Annotated in this window: 16 protein-coding genes; 5 read left to right on the top strand and 11 right to left on the bottom strand. The window is 68.3% G+C overall.

Annotated features, from left to right (window positions below; all coding sequences use genetic code 11):
* Window positions 1–46: 46 nt before the first annotated feature.
* The gene (locus G9373_RS10185; protein WP_054246099.1) at window positions 47–1,246 is read left to right on the top strand and encodes an MFS transporter; all 1,200 of its coding nucleotides are present in this window, start codon (window positions 47–49) and stop codon (window positions 1,244–1,246) included.
* Window positions 1,247–1,248: 2 nt separating this feature from the next.
* Here G9373_RS10185 and G9373_RS10180 read toward each other — a convergent pair whose 3' ends face one another.
* From G9373_RS10180 to G9373_RS10160, 5 genes are all read right to left on the bottom strand, one after another.
* Window positions 1,249–2,220 (bottom strand): beta-propeller fold lactonase family protein, encoded by a 972-nt coding sequence (locus G9373_RS10180; RefSeq protein ID WP_054246100.1) that lies wholly within the window; start codon window positions 2,218–2,220, stop codon window positions 1,249–1,251.
* A 52-nt stretch (window positions 2,221–2,272) separates the two neighbouring features.
* A complete protein-coding gene (locus G9373_RS10175) occupies window positions 2,273–3,121 on the bottom strand; it encodes a hypothetical protein (RefSeq protein WP_005572080.1) in 849 nt (282 codons plus the stop codon).
* A gap of 147 nt (window positions 3,122–3,268) precedes the next feature.
* On the bottom strand, window positions 3,269–5,302 hold the full coding sequence (locus G9373_RS10170) for a neutral/alkaline ceramidase (RefSeq protein ID WP_167115011.1): 2,034 nt from the start codon (window positions 5,300–5,302) through the stop codon (window positions 3,269–3,271).
* Between the two features lie 154 nt (window positions 5,303–5,456).
* Complete coding sequence (locus G9373_RS10165; protein ID WP_005572077.1) at window positions 5,457–6,185, bottom strand: acetoacetate decarboxylase family protein; 729 nt, start codon at window positions 6,183–6,185, stop codon at window positions 5,457–5,459.
* Complete coding sequence (locus G9373_RS10160; protein ID WP_169692869.1) at window positions 6,182–7,033, bottom strand: SDR family oxidoreductase; 852 nt, start codon at window positions 7,031–7,033, stop codon at window positions 6,182–6,184. The genes G9373_RS10165 and G9373_RS10160 overlap by 4 nt, the downstream gene beginning before the upstream one ends.
* 141 nt (window positions 7,034–7,174) lie before the next feature.
* Between G9373_RS10160 and G9373_RS10155 the strand changes: the two genes are divergently transcribed.
* On the top strand, window positions 7,175–8,350 hold the full coding sequence (locus tag G9373_RS10155; RefSeq protein WP_167115008.1) for a cytochrome P450: 1,176 nt from the start codon (window positions 7,175–7,177) through the stop codon (window positions 8,348–8,350).
* 68 nt (window positions 8,351–8,418) lie between these two features.
* Here the strand turns inward: G9373_RS10155 and G9373_RS10150 are convergent, their stop codons facing one another.
* Window positions 8,419–9,300, bottom strand: coding sequence for an aldo/keto reductase (locus tag G9373_RS10150; RefSeq protein WP_043792921.1), 882 nt, complete (start codon window positions 9,298–9,300; stop codon window positions 8,419–8,421).
* Between the two features lie 66 nt (window positions 9,301–9,366).
* On the opposite strand from G9373_RS10150, the gene G9373_RS10145 reads away from it, so the two are divergent.
* Entirely contained in the window at window positions 9,367–10,179 is an 813-nt protein-coding gene (locus G9373_RS10145) for a Cof-type HAD-IIB family hydrolase (RefSeq protein ID WP_065489050.1), read from the top strand.
* Between the two features lie 51 nt (window positions 10,180–10,230).
* On the opposite strand, the gene G9373_RS10140 is transcribed toward G9373_RS10145, so the two are convergent.
* Genes G9373_RS10140 through fadD3 form a run of 5 tightly spaced genes read right to left on the bottom strand, consistent with a single transcriptional unit; the run spans window position 10,231 to window position 15,819 of the window.
* On the bottom strand, window positions 10,231–11,280 hold the full coding sequence (locus G9373_RS10140; RefSeq protein ID WP_005254489.1) for an acyl-CoA dehydrogenase family protein: 1,050 nt from the start codon (window positions 11,278–11,280) through the stop codon (window positions 10,231–10,233).
* Entirely contained in the window at window positions 11,277–12,245 is a 969-nt protein-coding gene (locus G9373_RS10135; protein ID WP_054245997.1) for an acyl-CoA dehydrogenase, read from the bottom strand. The genes G9373_RS10140 and G9373_RS10135 overlap by 4 nt, the downstream gene beginning before the upstream one ends.
* On the bottom strand, window positions 12,242–13,402 hold the full coding sequence (locus G9373_RS10130) for an acyl-CoA dehydrogenase family protein (RefSeq protein WP_167115005.1): 1,161 nt from the start codon (window positions 13,400–13,402) through the stop codon (window positions 12,242–12,244). The genes G9373_RS10135 and G9373_RS10130 overlap by 4 nt, the downstream gene beginning before the upstream one ends.
* A complete protein-coding gene (locus G9373_RS10125; RefSeq protein ID WP_120659767.1) occupies window positions 13,403–14,275 on the bottom strand; it encodes an enoyl-CoA hydratase in 873 nt (290 codons plus the stop codon).
* Window positions 14,272–15,819, bottom strand: coding sequence for a 3-[(3aS,4S,7aS)-7a-methyl-1,5-dioxo-octahydro-1H-inden-4-yl]propanoyl:CoA ligase (gene fadD3 / locus G9373_RS10120; protein WP_120659766.1), 1,548 nt, complete (start codon window positions 15,817–15,819; stop codon window positions 14,272–14,274). Before fadD3 ends, G9373_RS10125 begins: the two co-directional genes overlap by 4 nt.
* Window positions 15,820–15,867: 48 nt before the next feature.
* Here fadD3 and G9373_RS10115 point away from each other — a divergent pair, with 48 nt between their 5' ends.
* Both G9373_RS10115 and G9373_RS10110 read left to right on the top strand, forming a co-directional pair.
* Window positions 15,868–17,088, top strand: coding sequence for an acyl-CoA dehydrogenase family protein (locus G9373_RS10115; protein ID WP_120659765.1), 1,221 nt, complete (start codon window positions 15,868–15,870; stop codon window positions 17,086–17,088).
* Complete coding sequence (locus G9373_RS10110; RefSeq protein WP_005569818.1) at window positions 17,085–17,885, top strand: SDR family oxidoreductase; 801 nt, start codon at window positions 17,085–17,087, stop codon at window positions 17,883–17,885. The genes G9373_RS10115 and G9373_RS10110 overlap by 4 nt, the downstream gene beginning before the upstream one ends.
* Window positions 17,886–17,927: the final 42 nt, after the last annotated feature.

The following is a 17,927-nucleotide window of genomic DNA, read 5'->3' as shown; positions in this document are numbered from 1 at the left end:
GAGCTAACGCTCTTATCTCCCAGTCTGTACGAAAGGAGTGGCTGCGATGCCACTGGGTCTGCTCGCCCTCGCAATGGGCGGCTTCGGGATCGGTCTCACCGAATTCGTCATCATGGGATTGCTGCCGGAGGTGTCGGCCGATTTCCAGGTGAGCGAGTCTGTGGCCGGCTACCTCATCTCCGGCTACGCCCTCTCCGTCGCCATCGGGGCGATCGTCATCACAGCAGCCGTCACCCGCTTCGACCGCAAACGCGTACTCCAGGCGCTGATGGTGCTGTTCATCGGCGGCAATCTCCTGTCGGCGCTGGCCCCGACGTACGAGGTCATGATGGGCGGACGCGTCCTCGCAGCCCTGTGCCACGGCGCGTTCTTCGGCATCGGCTCGGTCCTCGCCGCCGACCTCGTGCCCGCGAGCAAGCGGGCAGGCGCGATCGCGACGATGTTCGCGGGACTGACCATCGCCAACGTTCTCGGCGTCCCGTTCGGCACGTTCCTCGGCCAGCAGTTCGGCTGGCGCTCCACGTTCTGGGCCATCACCGTCATCGGCGTCGTGGCGCTGATCGGCATCGCAACGCTGGTGCCGTCCGTGTCCCGTCCGGCGGACGCACCGGAATCCGGCGGTCTGCGCACCGAACTGCAGGCCTTCCGGTCTCCGCAGGTGTGGTTCTCGATCGCCGTCACCATCCTCGGATTCGGCGGCATGTTCGGTGCGTTCACGTACATCGCGTTCACCCTCACCGAGGTCGGCGGATTCGCGTCGACCAGCGTCCCGTGGCTCCTCGTGCTCTTCGGCGGCGGTCTGTTCGTCGGCAACGTCCTCGGTGGCCGGGCCGCCGACAAGGCACTCACCCGCACGCTGATCACGATCCTCGCCGTGCTCACCGTCGTGCTCGTCGTGTTCGCGCTCACCGCGGGGAGCAAGCCGATGACGATCATGGCCCTGTTCTTCATGGGCGCCTTCGGTTTCGCTACCGTCCCCGGGCTGCAGATGCGGATCATGAACTACGCGGCACAGGCGCCGACGATGGCGTCCGGCGCGAACATCGCCGCCTTCAACGTGGGCAATGCACTCGGGGCCTGGCTCGGCGGCATCACCATCGCAGCGGGACTCGGCTTCACGTCGCCGATCTGGATGGGTGCCGCACTGACCGTGGGGGCGCTCGCCGTTCTCGTCCTCGCCACCGCCCTCGACCGTCGGTCGAAAGATCAGCCGGTGGAGGAGGATCCGGCGGTGGTGTCGGTCTAGCGTCAGCGCGGCCGCGTCGCGTCGCCCGCTGCGCGCGTGATGGTGGCGATCGTGTTGTCGTTCTGGCTGGTGGCGTAGGCCTTCGTGCCGTCGGCGGAGACCGCGACGCCACCGGCACTGCCGCCGACGGCGAGCGACGTCACCTCGGCGTTGGTGCCCGGATCGAAGACCGTGACGGACCCACCCTCGGAGTCGATGACGTACAGCGTGTTTCCGTCCCCGGTCACCGCGGCGCCGCCCATTATCCCGTCGACGCCGAACGTGGCGGTCACTGTATTGGTGGCGGCGTCGATCACCGACATCTCCGCGCCGCTCCGCACGTAGGCCCGGTCGTTCGTCGCCGTCACGGCACTGGGGTGGGAGGCGACGGGAATCGTGTCGACGACGGTCGTCGTGGCCGTGTCGATCACCGTCACCGTGTTGTCGGAGGAGTTGGTGACGTACACGTGCGTGCCGTTGGCCGCGAGCTGGATGGGGAAGGCGCCGACCGGAACCGTGGCGGTCACCGTGTTCGTGGCGGTGTCGATCACGGAGACGGTGCTCTCGACGCCGTTCGTGACGTAGGCGTGGGCCCCGTCGGCGGATACCGCGACCGCCAAGGCGAATTCGCCGACCGGGATCGTGGCCGCCACCGTGTTGGTGGCGGTATCGATCACGGACACCGTCCGGTCTGCGGTGTTCACGACGAACACCCGCGCACCGTTCGGGGTGACGGCGATCCCGGTGGGTCCGCCGCCCACCGGGACGGTGGCGGTGACGGCGTTCGTTGCGGTGTCGATGACGGAGACGCTGTTGGCCCCGGAGTTCGTGGCGTACGTGACGGCACCGTTGGGTGCGACCGCCACCTGCATCGGCGTCAGCCCGACGGGAACGGTGGCGGTGACGGCGTACGTCGGCACCGCGCCGGCGGTGGTGGCCAGGAGGCCGAGCGTGGCGACGCCGATCGTCAGGACAGTCGAAGTGCGCGCGAACATCACCGTCGTAGTGTCTCCCGCACCCAGGCCGTCGTCGGGGATGTCCGCAAGATCACGTGGCAGGGTCGGCGAGTCCCCCCGAGTTCGCGGTCTCGCGTGTTCGCTGCGCCAGCTCGCTGAGGCGGCGAGCGCGGGCGATCTCGGCCGGCGTGAACGGCTCGTCCACCGGCCGCACGAAGACGAGCGGCTCACCCTCGCCCGACGGGATCGCGACGGACGCCGCCGTGGCCGGATGGTCGCTCACGAGCGAATCGACATACTGGGCGCCGAGCAGCTCCGCGATCGACAGGGGCAGTTCGGACGGATCGGCCGCCACCCGCGACGCCAACGTCAGCGCCTTCGTCTGGCCGTCGATGAGCGCGAGCGCCGAAGCCGGCCAGATGCCCACACTGCGGCCGCCCCCGGCCCGGACGGCATGCGACAGCGCCTCCGGTGACGTCTCCCGGCCCGCCCCGACGATCAACTCGTCGAGCGAACCGCCGTCCAGGTGATGGACGTGCACGGTCAGGATGTTGGCATCCAGCTTCGCGAGGTTGCGGGCCAGCGACTCGAGCTGTCCCGGTTGGTCGCTCACCCGGGCACGGATACGCCAGAGTGACTGCCCGGTCGAGAGATGGCCGTGCCTGCCGTCGGGCGGACCGTGCAGCCAGCCGCCGAGCAGTCTCATCGCCGACGGCTCCACCACCCAGATCACCAACACGGTGGTGCTGACGGTCAGGACCGTGACGGTCATCAGATAGGAGACGTGGAAATGAATGACCAAGGCATGGAGCACTAATTCGACGGGAAAGACGGCGCACAGTTTCGCGAGCGCCAGGCGGAGACGGCGGGGGTGCGGAAGCCGACCGCACGCCTCGCACGCGTTGACATGAACTCCGGGTTCTCTCGCGGCATCGTTCATGCACCCACTGTCGTCCGGAAGTATTGCCGGGTAGTTTCATCGCACGGTCGGTGGTGTGACGGATGATCGTGAAATGCGTTGGGGTGCAACGTCGATGTGGTGGGCGAGACACCGCGGCGCAGCTTGTGAGCGGGGGCACGTCGAGAGCTATCCGATCTCGAATTCGTTCGACGTCCCGGTGAACGCGGTGATCGTGCCTGCCGCGTCGCGGCTGTTGCCGAAGTGCTGCACACGGTAGCGTCCGGCGGGGGTGCCGTCCGGGACGTCCCACGTGATGCGCGCGACCGACTGGTTCGGCCCGGTGCGCGTCCAGCGGAACTTGGTGGACCAGTCGCCGTCGTCGGCGTAACGTACCCAGTCGCCGCCTCGGCGCTGGATCTCGAGGAACGTGTCACGTCGGCGCGGGTCGTTCCGGGGGTGGCCGGTGACGAACTCGGCCGCGATCTGTTCGCCCGCCGACGCTTTCGCGGCGGGCTGGGTCAGCACGTCGCCGAAGACGCGGCCTGCGGGCGGTTCGTCGCGGTCGATGCCCGGACCGAGGTAGGGCTGGAACTGCGACAGGTCGCGGGGTGCCGGGCCGCGGGGAACGTCGCGACCGGTGCGCAAAGCGTCCGCAAGCGCCGCGAATCCCTGCTGGTACGCGGGCAGTGTGTATCGGCCGAACAGGGTCGAGCCGCCCTCGTACTGCTGCGCGTCGTACTCCTGCGGGGTGGTGCAGTAACTCGCGTACGAGTTGGCGTACCCCTGGAAGATCACGTTCTCCAGCGGGACGTCGAGTCTGTCGGCGACGGTGCGGCGGATCCGCAGCCCGGACACGATCGTGAATTCCGCTGGGCCGCCCACGACGTACACGCCGCCGATGCGGAGGATCTGGATTTTCAGCACGTGCGGAACCCACCCGTCGGGTGGCAGCAGACCGACGGCCACCAGCACGAGTTTCGGGGCCTGCGCATCCTGCAGCCACTGCGGGATCGGCGCGTCCATCCCACCGAGTGCGTCGACGAGCGGATCGGTGGTGCCCTCCGGGAAGATCGGGATGGCGGGACCGTCCTCGGTGCTGCCCGCGCTCATGGCGGCGCCGACACACGCGGGGGAGGTCCGGCAGGTGCGGCCGTCGGGGGTGAATTCGCCGCCGACCTCCTGATTGGCCATGTCGAGATACATGATTCGGCTGTCCACGCCGCCGGTGAGGGTCTCCGACGCCGCCTCCCACGCCGTGCGTGCTGCCGCGACCTGCCGCTGCCCGATGATGCGGGTGTTCTCGAACTCGTCGTCGGTGGGACCGTGGCCGGGCTGGAGATCGAGGTTGGGGGACATGTCGCCGGTGTTCGTCTGCGGGAACGCGGCGACGAAATGCGGCTTCTGGTCGTCGAGGTAACGGACACCCTCGTGGTCGTGCTCCCAGAAGTAGGCGGCCGCGCCCTTGTTGTCACCGGAGATCAGATGGTTCGTGTCGGTGAGCGAAGCGCCGTGGGTCGGGAACCAGTTGATCGCCCCGACGTCTCTGCCGCCCTGCGTGATTCGCAGGACCCGCATCGACGTGTCGATGCCAAGGGGATAGTAGTCCCGGTCCTCGGCGGGGTTGCGGTCGAAGGCGAACCGCGAACGGTTGACGCTGGCATCGGTGAGTTCGCTGCGGCCGTACGACACCGAACCGGGGGCGAGGGAATCGTGCGCGGCGGTGATCGCCTCGACGATGCCACCGACCTCGGCGTCGAACACCTGACGGTTGTGGCCGAGCACGGCGAGGTTGTAGGCGTAGTCGTGGGACGCGCCGCCGCACGCCGCGTGGGAGTGCACCGCCGTGAGCATGACGTTCCGCTCGGTGTACAGGTCGCCGTGGAGTTCCGCGAGCCGGGCGAGTACGGCGTCGTGCACGGACTGGAAGATCATGCACACGTCGACGCACACGTAGACCACGCGCTGCCTGCCGGGCTCGGCGAACACGAACGCCCGCGCACGGGTCCGCTGATGCAGTCCCTCGGCGCGCTGCTCGAAACTGGAGTACCCCATCATCCCGACGTCGGCGACCGGCCCGGTGGCGTCGGAAATGCCGACACCGACGAGGAATTCGCCGTCGCCGTCGGTCGCGGGTTCTGCGGCCGCCGTCCCGGAACCGAGCGCGGCGAACGCCGGAGTCAGGGCCGCCCCCGCGAGCACGCTGCGTCGTCTGATCTGCACTACCGATCGTCCTTTCGGTGGCCGCCCCCGGGGGTGCCACGAATTGGTCAAGCGTCCAGAACCGTAGCCGGTATTGGACCCCAGTTCGGTAATCGGCGCAACCCCCATGTGAGTGGCGAAGCGTGCGCGGGCACGCTTCGCCACTCACGTGCGGTCAGACGGGCCGCGCGTCCCCGAACGTCATCTTCAATTCGGGGATCGAGGACGTGAGGAGTGCCCGTTTCGGAAGTCCCAGCGACCGCAATTCGTCCGCGATCGGGTGGCTGCCCAGTTTCAGCTCCGCGCCTCCGGGCCGGGAGCGGACCCCGGTCGGGTTCATGTCCCAGGTGGTGAACCGGGTGAGTTCGTCGAGGTGCGAATAGGCGGCGAGCGACGTGCCGGCCCCCGAACCCGGCACCGCAATGCCCGGGTTGACGCTCAACTGGGCGATCAGCCGGCCGTCCCGGCTCACCGAACCGCGCTTGACGGAACCGGTGTGGTCGACGTCGAAATCGGCCAGGACCTTCGGGAAGCCCCAGATGCCGCGACCGGCGGCCAGGGTGAAGTCGCCGTCGACGGGCAGTTGATGGATCAGCGCCCCCGCCCGACCCTGGGCCAGCGCCTTCAGGTCCCGGCGGACCGAGGTGCCGTCGGCCCGATGGTCGCGGACGAGGAACGCCACCCCGAATTCGTTGTACGGGCCGAGGTCGCCGTCCACGTAGTCGACGAACACGAGCACGCAGATGCCGCGTCCGGGCCGGAACTGCAGGATCTCCAGTCCGGAGTAGTCGATCAGCGACTGGGCGGCGGCGGTCGGCACCGAATACATCGCCATGAACGCCGACGCGGCCCGGATCTGCACGGGCATGTCGACCTGCTTGCCGAGAACCTGATGCGACGTCACGGCGCGACCACCCCGCGCAGACCGTCGGCGCCGAACATGGGCTCGAACATCGACGTGAAGTCGGGCCCGCGACGCAACATCTGGCCGCCGTCGACGTTGATGATCTGCCCCGTGATCCAGGTGGAGTCGGGGCCGAGGAGGAACTTGGCGAGCGCGGCGATGTCGGTGACCTCGCCGACCCGTGCGATCGGGGTGTTGGCCATGTAGTCGTCGAGGACGGGTCCGCCGTCGGTGATGAGCGCGACGAGGTCGGTGCGGGTCAGGCCGGGGCGGATGCAGTTGACGCGGACGTTGCTGGCCCCGAGTTCGTCGGCGGCGAGTTGCGTCAGGTTGTCGACTCCCGCCTTGGACGGACCGTATGCGCCGAACCAGCGGTGGGTGTTGCTGCTCGCGATCGAGGAGATGGTGACGATGGAACCGCCGCCCCCGGCGACGAGCGCCCGGGCGGAATGCTTGATCGTCAGCATGGTGCCGGTGAGGTTCAGGTCCACGGTCCGCCGCCACGCGTCGACGTCCAGCTGGGTCACGGGTCCCACCGTTTCGTTCCCGCCTGCGCACGTGACGACGCCGTCGAGTTGCCCGGTGCGCTCGCTCGCCCTGGCGACCGCGCGGATGACGTCGTCCTCGTTCGTGACGTCGGCGGTGATCGTGTCGACCGTCCCCGCGGGATTGTCGGCGGTGATCTGCTCCGCTGCACGCGTCAGTTTCTCTTCGCTGCGACCGCAGATCGTGACGTGGACGCCCTCGGCCGCCAGGGCGGTGGCGACGCCCAGTCCGATACCACTGCCGCCGCCGGTGACGAGTACGGACGTCTTCGCGAGCCCGCTGCTGCCGTCGTTGGTAACCACGTCCACCTCCAGGTAATAGAACTCGTGTCAATTCTCGAGCCGAGGATCTGTGAAACTTGCCGCTATACCACTGCGTCATAGTAAGAACACGTTCTATTATCAGGGCACGATTGGCGGGATTCAATGCTGAGGAGTACCCCGATGACGGACAGACCGGAGTTCGATCTGATCGACGGACGGTTCTACTCGGGCGAGCTCGGCGACCCGCGGCAGGCCTACGCATGGATGCGCGCCCACGAACCGGTGTATCGCGCGGACGGGATTCTCGGCGCCGCATCGTACGAGGCCGTCCTGGCGGCCGAACGCAATCCGGAGTTGTTCTCCAACGCGGGCGGAATCCGGCCCGGGGTAGGCCCGCTGCCGCAGATGATCGACATGGACGACCCGCAGCACCTGCAGCATCGCCGACTCGTCAACGCCGGCTTCACCCGCAAGCAGGTGGAAGCGAAGATCGACCGGATCCGGGAGATCTGCGATCACCTCATCGACGCCGCGCGCGACAAGGACGAAGTGGACTTCGTGCGCGACCTGGCCGCGCCGCTCCCCATGGCCGTCGTCGGCGACATGCTCGGCGTGCGGCCCGAGGAACGCGACACGTTCCTGCAATGGTCCGACGACCTGATGAACGCCCTCGGCAGCAACGCCACCCCGGAGGAACTCCAGGCACAGGCCAACGCGTACCTGGCATTCAACGAATTCACGCTCCGCACCATCGAGGAGCGGCGGCAGAATCCGACGGACGACCTCACCAGCATCCTCGTGCACAGCGAGATCGACGGGCACCGGCTCAGCGACCCGGACATCGTCGGCGAAACCCTGCTGATCCTGATCGGCGGCGACGAGACCACCCGGCACGTCCTCAGCGGCGGCATGGAACAGCTGATGCGTCACCCCGACCAGCAACAGCGTCTCGTGAACGACCCCGACGGTATCCCGGCGGCCGTCGAGGAGATGCTGCGCTGGTCGTCGCCGATCAAGAACATGTGCCGCACGGTCACCCGCGACGTCGAATTCTTCGGAACCGACCTGCGCCAGGGCGAGAAAATGATGCTGCTGTTCGAATCCGCCAACTTCGACGAGTCGGTGTTCGAGCATCCCGAGGTGTTCGACATCGAACGGTCGCCGAACCCGCACGTCGCGTTCGGTTTCGGCACCCACTTCTGCCTCGGCAACCAACTCGCCCGGCTCGAAGCGAAGATCATGTTCGAGCAACTGCTGTCGCGGCTGCCGGGCATGGTGCTCGTCGACGACGGCCCGCTGCGGCGTCGTCCTGCCAACTTCGTGTCGGGGCTCGAGGAGATGCCGGTGAAGCTCTAGGCGCTCCGCGCCCGTGCGCCTTTTTGGTTGCTGGAACAGCCAAAAAGGCGCACGGGTGGCGGAGCCGCCTACTCCGGTGCGTCGATGTTCAACTCGTCCGGGTGGGCGCCGACACGGGTGCCATCGTCCATCGTCTCGATCTCGCTGAGGTCCTGCTCGCTGAGCTCGAAATCGAACACGTCGATGTTTTCGCGGATCCGCGACTCGTGGACCGACTTGGGGATGACGATCAGCCCGCTCTGCAGATGCCAGCGGATCAGCACCTGCGCGGCGCTCTTGCTGTGCCGGTCGCCGATGCGGGTGATGATCGGGTCGGTGAGCAGCGTGTTCGGCTTCGAGTCGTCACCCCACCCCGAGTTGCTGGTGCCACCGAGCGGGCTCCACGACTCGACGGCGATGCCGTGTTCGACGGCGAACGTCCGGATGTCCTGCTGCGCCAGATGCGGGTGCAACTCCACCTGGTCGACCGCCGGAACGACACCGCCCCGGTCGATCAGCAACTGCAGGTGACGCGGTTCGAAATTGCACACACCGATCGCCTTCGCGCGACCGGACTCGGCGATCTTCTCCAGCGCATCCCACGTGCGGAGGATGCGGTCGTCGTCCTGCAGCGGCCAATGGATCAGGTACAGGTCGACATAATCGACGCCGAGTCGTCCGAGGCTGGCGTCGAACGCCTTCAACGCCGGTTCGTAGCCCTGATCCGCGTTCCACAACTTGGTGGTGAGAAAGATGTCTTCGCGGGCGACACCCGAATTCGCGATGCCGCGGCCCACACCCTCCTCGTTGCCGTATGCGGCGGCGGTGTCGATGTGCCGGTAGCCCGCCTCGTCCAGGGCGAACCCGACGGCGTGTTCGGTCTCGTCGTTGTCCGCCTGCCAGACTCCCAAGCCGAGCTGCGGGAGGATGGTTCCGGAATTCAGCACGATGCTGGGTACTCGAGGACTCATGCTGTCCAGGCTATCGACTGCGGTGGGGTCGTGAGGGGTACATGCGCCGCCTGGCATCATGCGGAGGTGACGCAGATTCGGCTGTTGGCGACGGACCTCGACGGCACCCTGCTGCGGTCGGACCGCACGATCTCCCCGCGCACCGCGCAAGCCATGGAAGATGCGCGACTGTCGGGGGTCGAGGTGGTGTGGGCAACGGCCCGCGCCCGGCATTCGGTGCACGAGCTGGCGCAGTCGTGCGGATTCCGCGGCAAGGCGATCTGCGCGAACGGGGCGGTGGTCCTCGATCTGGCCGACGGAACCCCGGTGATCACGGCGACGACGACCATCGCGATGGCGTCGGCCGCGGCGGCGATGGACCGGGTGCGGACGTTGATGCCCGGTGTCGTGTTCGCGAACATCGGCCCGACGCGCTTCGTCGCCGAACCGGCGTACGCGGCGTTGTGCGAGTTCGCCGACCACCACCGGCACCCGCACGAGATGACTTTGTCGGAACTGCTGCCCGACATCGACGAGCCGATGGTGAAGATCGTTGCCCGGCACCCGGAGGTGCCCAGCGCGGAGCTGTACCGGGCGGCGGTGGCGGCCGGGGTCGACGGCGTCGAGCTGACGCACTCCGGCGCGCCGTACGTCGAGATGGCGGCGTCGGGCGTGTCCAAGGCGAGTGCGCTCGCCGAGCTCTGCGCGGTCGACGGGATCTCGACGGAGGAGGTCGCCGTGGCCGGGGACGCCATCAACGACGTCCCGATGCTGACGTGGGCAGGAACGGCTCTCTGCCCGTCCAACGCGCTGCCGGAAGTCCTCGCCCTCGCCGACCACGTCCTGCCCAGCAACGACGAAGACGGGGTCGCCAGCTACCTGGAGGGGCTGCGCCCGTGAGCGGTTAACGAGTGCAGAGACTCGTTAACCACGCACGGGCGGCGGAGCCGCCTACAGTCCGGCGGCGGTAGCCAGTTGCGGCAGGTACTCCCGCGGCTGCCCGAACAGCTGTGCACTCCCGTGCGCACGTTTGAAGTACAGCTGCGCGTCGTGTTCCCACGTGATCGCGATGCCACCGTGCAGCTGGATGGCCTCCGCCGCGACGTGCTGCAGCGCCTCCGAGCAGTACACCTTCGCGATGACGGCGTCCTCGTGCGTCCCCGACAGCGCCGCGGCGTACGACATGGACCGGGCCGTCTCGACGAGGGCGTACATGTCGGCCATGCGGTGCTTGAGCGCCTGGAACGACCCGATCGCCCGGCCGAACTGCTTGCGCGACTTCGCGTACTCGACCGTCTGCTCCAGCGCCGCGGACGCCGCGCCCACCTGTTCCGCCGACAACGCGACGAGTGCGACCGTGCGCAACTGGTCGACGAGGTCGGTGGGGGAGACGAGCCTACGCGCCGCGACCCCGTCGAAGATCACCTCCGACAGCGGACGCGTCGGATCCATCGCCGCGACGCGACGACGCGTCACGCCGTCCGCCGCCGGGTCGACCTCGAACAGGCCTTCGGACGTGAGAACCAGCAGCACGCCCGCGACGTCACCGCCGAGCACGTACGACGCCGTCCCCGACAGCGCCTCGCCCGACGAAGTGACCCCGAAACCGGACCAGCCGTCCGCACCCGCCCAGCACAGCGCGGCCACCGAACCCGCCGCGATGCCGGGCAGCAGTCGGGCGCACGCGTCGTCGTCCCCCGACAGCACCAGCGCCTGCGCGGCCAGCACGGCGCTGCCCAGCATCGGCGACGGCGTCAGCGTGCGGCCCAGTTCTTCCTGCACCACATGGACTTCCAGCAGCGACGCCCCGACGCCGTCGTACTTCTCCGGAACGGCGAGGGCGGCGACGCCGATCTGCTCGCACAACGTGGACCACAGGGCGTCGTCGTAACCGTGGTCGGTGGTGATCGCCCGGCGGACGGCGGCGGAGTCGGAGTGCTTACCCAGCAGATCCCGGACCGACGACCGGAGCGCCGCCCGCTCCTCGTTATCGAAACTCATGACGCCTCCACAAGCGAGTCGACGACGCGGCCACGATGGAACGCCGGCGTGCCCCAGGCCGTGACCAGTGCCCGGACCTTGGTGAGCCACAGCGACAGGTCGTGTTCCTGGGTGTAGCCGATGGCGCCGTGCACCTGCAGCGCCACCCGCGCCGCCCGGTACGCGGCATCCCCGCACGCTACCTTCGCCGCCGAGACGTCCCGGGAACTGTCGACGGACCCGTCCCGCACGGACAGCGCCGCACCGTGCAGCAACGGCCGCGACATCTCCAGCCCGACCGCGACCTCGGCCAGATGATGTTTGATGGCCTGGAACTGTCCGATCACCTTGCTGAACTGCTTGCGCTGCTTGGCGTAGTCGGTGGTGACGTCGAGCAGAGTCTGCCCGAGTCCCTGCAACTGGGCCGCGGTGGCCAACGCCCCGAGGTCGAACGCGGGCCCGAAGTCGACGTCGCCGAGGGCGACCCCGGCGGTGAGGGGGAACAGCCTTCGCGACTGATCCACCGAGTTCTGCACCACCCCGGCCTGTCCGAGGCTCACCGTCGCACCATCGACGAGCAGGACCAGATCGGCTGAGTCCGCATCCACGGCGAACGGCACGTGCGGCGCGGCCGCGACTGTGGCGAGCGAACCGGAAGCCAACGCCGCCAACCGGTCCGGGGCCACCTGCGCGAGCAGCACCGGCACGACCGCGACGGTTTCGGCCACGGGGCCGGGAACGGCATGGCGTCCGAGTTGTTCCAGGGCCACGACGAGGTCGACGGCGTCGGCTCCCAGGCCGTCGTGCTCGTCCGCGATGAGCAGTCCGTTGACGCCGGTCTCGGCGAGTCGCTGCCACACCTTCAGACCCGGACCCGTGTCACCGGTGTTCCACGACCGGATCACCGCCGGCATGTCCGCCTTCGACAGCAGGGCGTCGATGCTGGACGCGAAGTCCTGATGGGAGGAGTCGAGTGTGAATCTCATCGATCCGCCTTCGGTAGGCCGAGCAGCCGCTCGGCGATCACGTTCTTCTGAATCTCGTTGGTGCCGGCATAGATCGGACCGGACAGGGAGAACAGGTAGCCGTCCATCCAGTTGTCCGCGAGCTCCGCCGAGGCGCCCTGCAGTTCGAGTGCGGTCTCGTGGGTGGCGATGTCCCACTCCGACCAGAACACCTTGTTGATGGACGATTCGGCGCCCAGTTGCCCGCCGTCGGCGAGCCGGGTGACGGTGCCGAACGTGTTCAGCTGGTAGGCGCGGGCGCCGATCCAGGCGTCGGCGACCTTGTTTCGCAGGGCCGTGTCGTCGGTGCGGCCGCTGTCCCGGAACAGTTCGGCGAGCCGGTCGACGGTCGCGAGGAAACGGCCCGGGCTGCGCAGTGACAGTCCGCGTTCGTTGGACGCGGTGCTCATCGCGACGCGCCAGCCTTCGTTCACGCCGCCGATCACTCCGGACTCGCCGGGGTTCGCGGGGTCGTCCGGGACGAAGACGTCCTCGAGGAAGATCTCCGCGAAACCGGGCTCGCCGTCCAGCTGATCGATCGGGCGCACGGTGACACCCTTCGAGCGCAGGTCGAACATGAAGTAGGTGATGCCCTTGTGCCGCTGGGCGTCCGGGTCGGATCGGAACAGCCCGAAACCCCAGTCCGCGAAGCTCGCCCGCGAACTCCACGTCTTCTGCCCGTTCAGCACCCAGCCGCCGTCGACGCGCCGGGCGGTGGAGCGGAGCGACGCGAGGTCGCTACCCGACTCCGGCTCCGACCAGGCCTGCGCCCAGATGTCGTCGGCGCGGGCCATCCGCGGCATGATGCGGGCCAACTGCTCGGCGTTCGCATGCTCGAACAGTGTCGGGGCGAGCAGGAAGATGCCGTTCTGGCTGACGCGTCCGGGCGCACCCGAGCGGTAGTACTCCTCCTCGAACACCACCCATTCCAGCAGCGACGCGTCGCGTCCGCCCAGTTCCTCCGGCCACGACACCACCGACAGCCGGGCGTCGGCGAGAGTGCGTTCCCACTCGCGGTGCGCTTCGAAACCCTCCGCGGTATCCATCGACGGCAGCGGCTCGGCGGGAACGTTGTCGCGCAGGAAGGTCCGCACCTCCTCGCGGAATGCGACGGTGGCGGCGTCGAACTCGAGATCCACCTACTTCGCCCCTTCGTTCGAGTTGCGCGCACTGGCCGCCATCGACTTGGCGTCCATGCCGCCGAGCGGATCGGTGTCGATCTCGGCGTTGTGCGCGTGCGCGAAGTGGTGGAGACCGAACACGGAGTCCATGCCGTTCCGCATGCCCATCTGGTCCTCGCACTGGTTGACGGCCTTCTTGGTGAGCGCGAGACCGAACCGGGGCATGGCGGCGATGCGTCCGGCGATGGCGAGGGTCTCCTGCTCCAGGTCCTCGCGCGGCACGACGCGGTTGACCATGCCCACCTCGTAGGCGCGCTGCGCGGTGAACCGGTCGCCGGTGAAGAGGATTTCCTTCGCGAACCGCGGTCCGAGCATCCACGGGTGCGCGAAGTACTCGACCCCCGGAATGCCCATACGTACGACCGGATCGGAGAAGAAAGCGTCGTCCGACGCCACGATGAGGTCGCACACCCACGCCAGCATCAGACCGCCGGCGATGCAGGCGCCCTGGATCATCGCGATGGTCGGCTTCGGGATCTCGCGCCAGCGACGGCACATCCCGAGATAGACCTCCATCTCGCGCGCGAACCGCTGGTCGCCGCCCGGCTTGTCGACATGGTCCCACCACATCACGGCCTTGTTGTCGTAGTGCACGTGATGGTCCCGGCCCTGGGTGCCGATGTCGTGCCCGGCGCTGAAGTGCTTGCCGTTGCCGGCGAGGACGATCACCTTCACGTCGTCATCCTCGACGGCCCGCTCGAACGCGGCGTCGAGGGCGTACGTCATCACCGAGTTCTGGGCGTTGCGGTAGTCGGGGCGGTTGAGCGTCACGAATGCGACACCGTCACGCACCTCGTAGGTGACGACGTCACCCTCGTCCGGAACCGTCATTTCTTCTCCTCACGCAGAACGTTTTTCATGACCTTCCCGGAGGGATTCCGGGGGAGGGACTCCACGAAGCGCACCGACCGGGGCACCTTGAAGTTGGCGAGTCGCTCCTTGCAGAACGCGACCACGTCGTCCTCGGCGAGCGTCGAGCCAGACTTGGCGACCACGTAGGCCCGCCCGACCTCGCCCATCCGCTGGTCGGGAACGCCGATGACGGCAGACTCCGCGACGCCGTCGAGTCGGGCAAGAGCGTTCTCCACCTCAGCGGGATACACGTTGAAACCGCCGGAGATGTACATGTCCTTGAGGCGGTCCGTGATGTCGACGTAACCGCGGTCGTCCAGGGTCCCGACGTCGCCGGTGTGCAGCCAGCCGTCCGCATCGATGGTTTTGGCGGTCGATTCGGGGTCGTCGAGGTAACCGAGCATCACGTTCTCGCCGCGCACCAGGATCTCGCCCTTGTCGCCGATCCGGACCTCCATCCCGGGGATGGCGCGACCCGACGTGGTCGACACGGTCACCGGGTCGTCGTCGGTCCGGCACATCGTGACCACCACCGCCTCCGTCTGACCGTAGGCGGTGAGGACGGCGTCGAAGCTCAGCTCCGACTGCATCCGTTCCACCAGGGCGACCGGAACCGCGGCCGCGCCCGTGATCGCGACCCGCAGGCTGGACAGGTCGTACTTCGGGCGGTCCGGGTGGTCGAGGATCGATTGGAAGATCGTGGGGGCGCCGGGGAGCACGGTGATCTGCTCGTCGTGCACGGTCGCCATCACCTTCGGAACGTCGAACACCGCCATCGGCACCACCGTCGCCCCGTTCAGCAGGCACACCAGGAACCCCGCCTTGTACCCGAAGGTGTGGAAGAACGGGTTGATGATCAGGTAGTTGTCGTCGGAGGTCACCTCGGCGCACTCGCCCCACGCCTGCGCGATGCCCACCGACTGCCGGTGCGCACTCATCACGCCCTTGCTGCGGCCCGTCGTGCCCGACGTGAACATGACGTCGGAGACGTCGTCGGGGGAGACGGCGGCCGCGCGGGCGTCGGCCTCGGCGCGCGTGTCCTCGTCGGCGAGGGCGAGGAAGTCGTCGAAGTCGAAGACGCCGGGAACCTCGACGTCGCCGCCGTCGACCGGAACCCGGACGACGGTCGGCAGGTCGAGGGTGCTCGACTCGTCGCGCAGCGCCGCGTACCGGTCGGTGCCGAGGAATTTGCCCGCGACCACCAGTGCGGTGGTCTTGGTGCGCTCGAGAATGTCGAGGGCCTCGGTGGCCGTGTACCGGGTGTTGATCGGGACGAGAGTCGCGCCGGCGTAGTGGATGCCGAGCGCCGCGACCACCCAGTGATACGTGTTGGGCGACCACACCGCGACGTGATCGCCGGGGCGCACGTCCTGTGAGCTGAGTGCTGCGGCGAAATCGCGGACACGGTCGTGCAGTTGTGTGAAGGTCAGACGGACGTCGCCGTCCGCCACGGCTGTGAGCTCGCCGAATTCGCGTGCGGCCCGTTTCAGGGCGGACGGGGTGGTTGTCGGTTGTTCGGTCACTGGGCTCCCTACCTACCTAGCAAGTGCTTGGTAGGTTATCTTACAGACGTGGACCAGAGCGAGAGCCCGGACGGGCTGATCACCGACGACGACTTTGCGCAGACCGTCAGGACGTGGCTGAACGACAACCTCACCGGCGACTTCGCCCGGCTGAAAGGCAAGGGCGGCCCCGGCAGCGAGCACGAGTTCTTCGAGGAACGGCTCGCCTGGGACCGTCATCTCGCCGCGGCGGGATGGACCTGCCTCGGCTGGCCGACGGAGCACGGCGGGCGCGGAGCCACGCTGGCACAACAGGTGGTGTTCCATCAGGAGTATGCGAAGTCGGGGGCGCCGGCGCGGGTCAGCCACGTCGGCGAGGAACTGCTCGGGCCGACGCTCATCGCCTTCGGCACCGAGGAGCAGAAGCGCCGGTTCCTTCCCGGGATCAACACCGTGACCGAACTGTGGGCGCAGGGCTACTCCGAGCCGGGCGCCGGTTCCGACCTCGCCAACGTCGCCACCACCGCGCGCCGCGACGGCGACAAGTGGGTGATCAACGGGCAGAAGGTCTGGACGTCCCTCGCGCACGTCGCCCAGTGGGCGTTCGTCCTCTGCCGCACCGAACCGGGATCCAAGCGGCACCAGGGCCTGAGCTTCCTGCTCGTCCCGCTCGACCAGCCCGGCGTCACGGTCCGGCCCATCCAGCAGTTGACCGGCACGTCCGAGTTCAACGAGGTGTTCTTCGACGACGCGGTCACCGACGCGGATCTGGTGGTCGGGGAGCCGGGGGACGGCTGGCGGGTCGCGATGGGTCTGCTCACCTTCGAGCGCGGCGTGTCCACGCTCGGGCAGCAGATCGGGTTCGCCCGCGAACTGCAGGGCGTCGTCGACCTCGCGAAGGCCAACGGTGCGGCGACCGACCCGAACATCCGCGAGAAGATCGCCCGCGCGTGGGTCGGGCTGCGGGTGATGCGGGCACACGCCCTGCGCACCCTGGAAGCGGTCGACGCCGGGACCTCCGGCGCGGAGGCGTCCGTCGCGAAGCTGTTGTGGGCCAACTGGCACCGCGATCTCGGTCAGCTGGCCATGGACGTGCAGGGCGCGGCGTCGCTGCTCGCCCCGGCCGATCCGTCGTCCGACGTCACGGACCCCGAACACCTGGAACTGGGCGAGTGGCAGCGACTGTTCCTGTTCACCCGCGCCGACACCATCTACGGCGGATCCAACGAGATCCAGCGCAACATCATCTCCGAGCGCGTGCTCGGACTTCCCCGAGAGGCCCGTTCATGACTACTACTCCGCTCGCCACCGCGCCCGTCGAGACTCCGGGCCACGACCTGTTGAAAGGCAAGAAGGTCGTCGTCACCGCCGCGGCGGGCACCGGCATCGGATTCGCGTCCGCGCGACGCGCCCTGCTCGAGGGCGCCGACGTGCTGGTGTCCGACTGGCACGAGCGTCGACTCCTCGAGACCAAGGAGAAACTGGCCGCCGAGTTCCCCGGTCAGGCGGTCGAAGCGCTGACGTGTGACGTGTCCAGCACGGAGCAGGTGGACGCTCTGATCTCCGGGGCCGCCGACGCGCTGGGCAGGATCGACGTCCTCGTCAACAACGCCGGACTCGGCGGCGAGACCCCGCTCGTCGACATGACGGACGAGGAGTGGGACCGCGTCCTCGACATCACGCTGAACGGAACGTTCCGGGCCACCCGCGCCGCGCTGCGCTACTTCAAGGAGGCCCCGCACAACGGCGTACTGGTCAACAACGCGTCCGTCCTCGGGTGGCGGGCGCAGCACTCGCAGGCGCACTACGCGGCCGCGAAGGCCGGCGTCATGGCCCTGACCCGGTGCAGTGCGATCGAGGCCGCCGAGTACGGCGTCCGGATCAACGCCGTCGCGCCGTCCATCGCACGGCACGCATTCCTCGCGAAGGTGACCAGCGAGGAACTCCTCGACAAGCTGGCGTCCGACGAGGCATTCGGCCGCGCCGCCGAGGTGTGGGAAATCGCCGCCACCATCGCCATGCTCGCCAGCGACTACACCACCTACCTCACCGGTGAGGTCGTGTCGGTCTCGTCGCAGAGGGCGTAGCCGGCTCCGCCGCCTGTGCGTGGTTGACGAGTGTCTGGACTC

This window comes from Rhodococcus sp. A14 (genome assembly GCF_011603105.1).
Lineage (GTDB): Bacteria > Actinomycetota > Actinomycetes > Mycobacteriales > Mycobacteriaceae > Rhodococcus_F > Rhodococcus_F opacus.
Note: the sequence above shows the minus strand (reverse complement) of the source record. Positions and strands in the feature narration are given on the sequence as shown.

Bases quoted from the DNA above. Each gene is read 5' to 3' on its own strand.
- G9373_RS10140 (WP_005254489.1), bottom strand. From the start codon at position 11,280: ATGAGTTTCGATAACGAGGAGCGGGCGGCGCTCCGGTCGTCGGTCCGG.
- G9373_RS10125 (WP_120659767.1), bottom strand. From the start codon at position 14,275: ATGACGGTTCCGGACGAGGGTGACGTCGTCACCTACGAGGTGCGTGAC.
- G9373_RS10155 (WP_167115008.1), top strand. From the start codon at position 7,175: ATGACGGACAGACCGGAGTTCGATCTGATCGACGGACGGTTCTACTCG.
- G9373_RS10110 (WP_005569818.1), top strand. From the start codon at position 17,085: ATGACTACTACTCCGCTCGCCACCGCGCCCGTCGAGACTCCGGGCCAC.
- G9373_RS10185 (WP_054246099.1), top strand. From the start codon at position 47: ATGCCACTGGGTCTGCTCGCCCTCGCAATGGGCGGCTTCGGGATCGGT.
- G9373_RS10150 (WP_043792921.1), bottom strand. From the start codon at position 9,300: ATGAGTCCTCGAGTACCCAGCATCGTGCTGAATTCCGGAACCATCCTC.
- G9373_RS10175 (WP_005572080.1), bottom strand. From the start codon at position 3,121: ATGAACGATGCCGCGAGAGAACCCGGAGTTCATGTCAACGCGTGCGAG.
- G9373_RS10180 (WP_054246100.1), bottom strand. From the start codon at position 2,220: ATGTTCGCGCGCACTTCGACTGTCCTGACGATCGGCGTCGCCACGCTC.
- G9373_RS10135 (WP_054245997.1), bottom strand. From the start codon at position 12,245: ATGAGATTCACACTCGACTCCTCCCATCAGGACTTCGCGTCCAGCATC.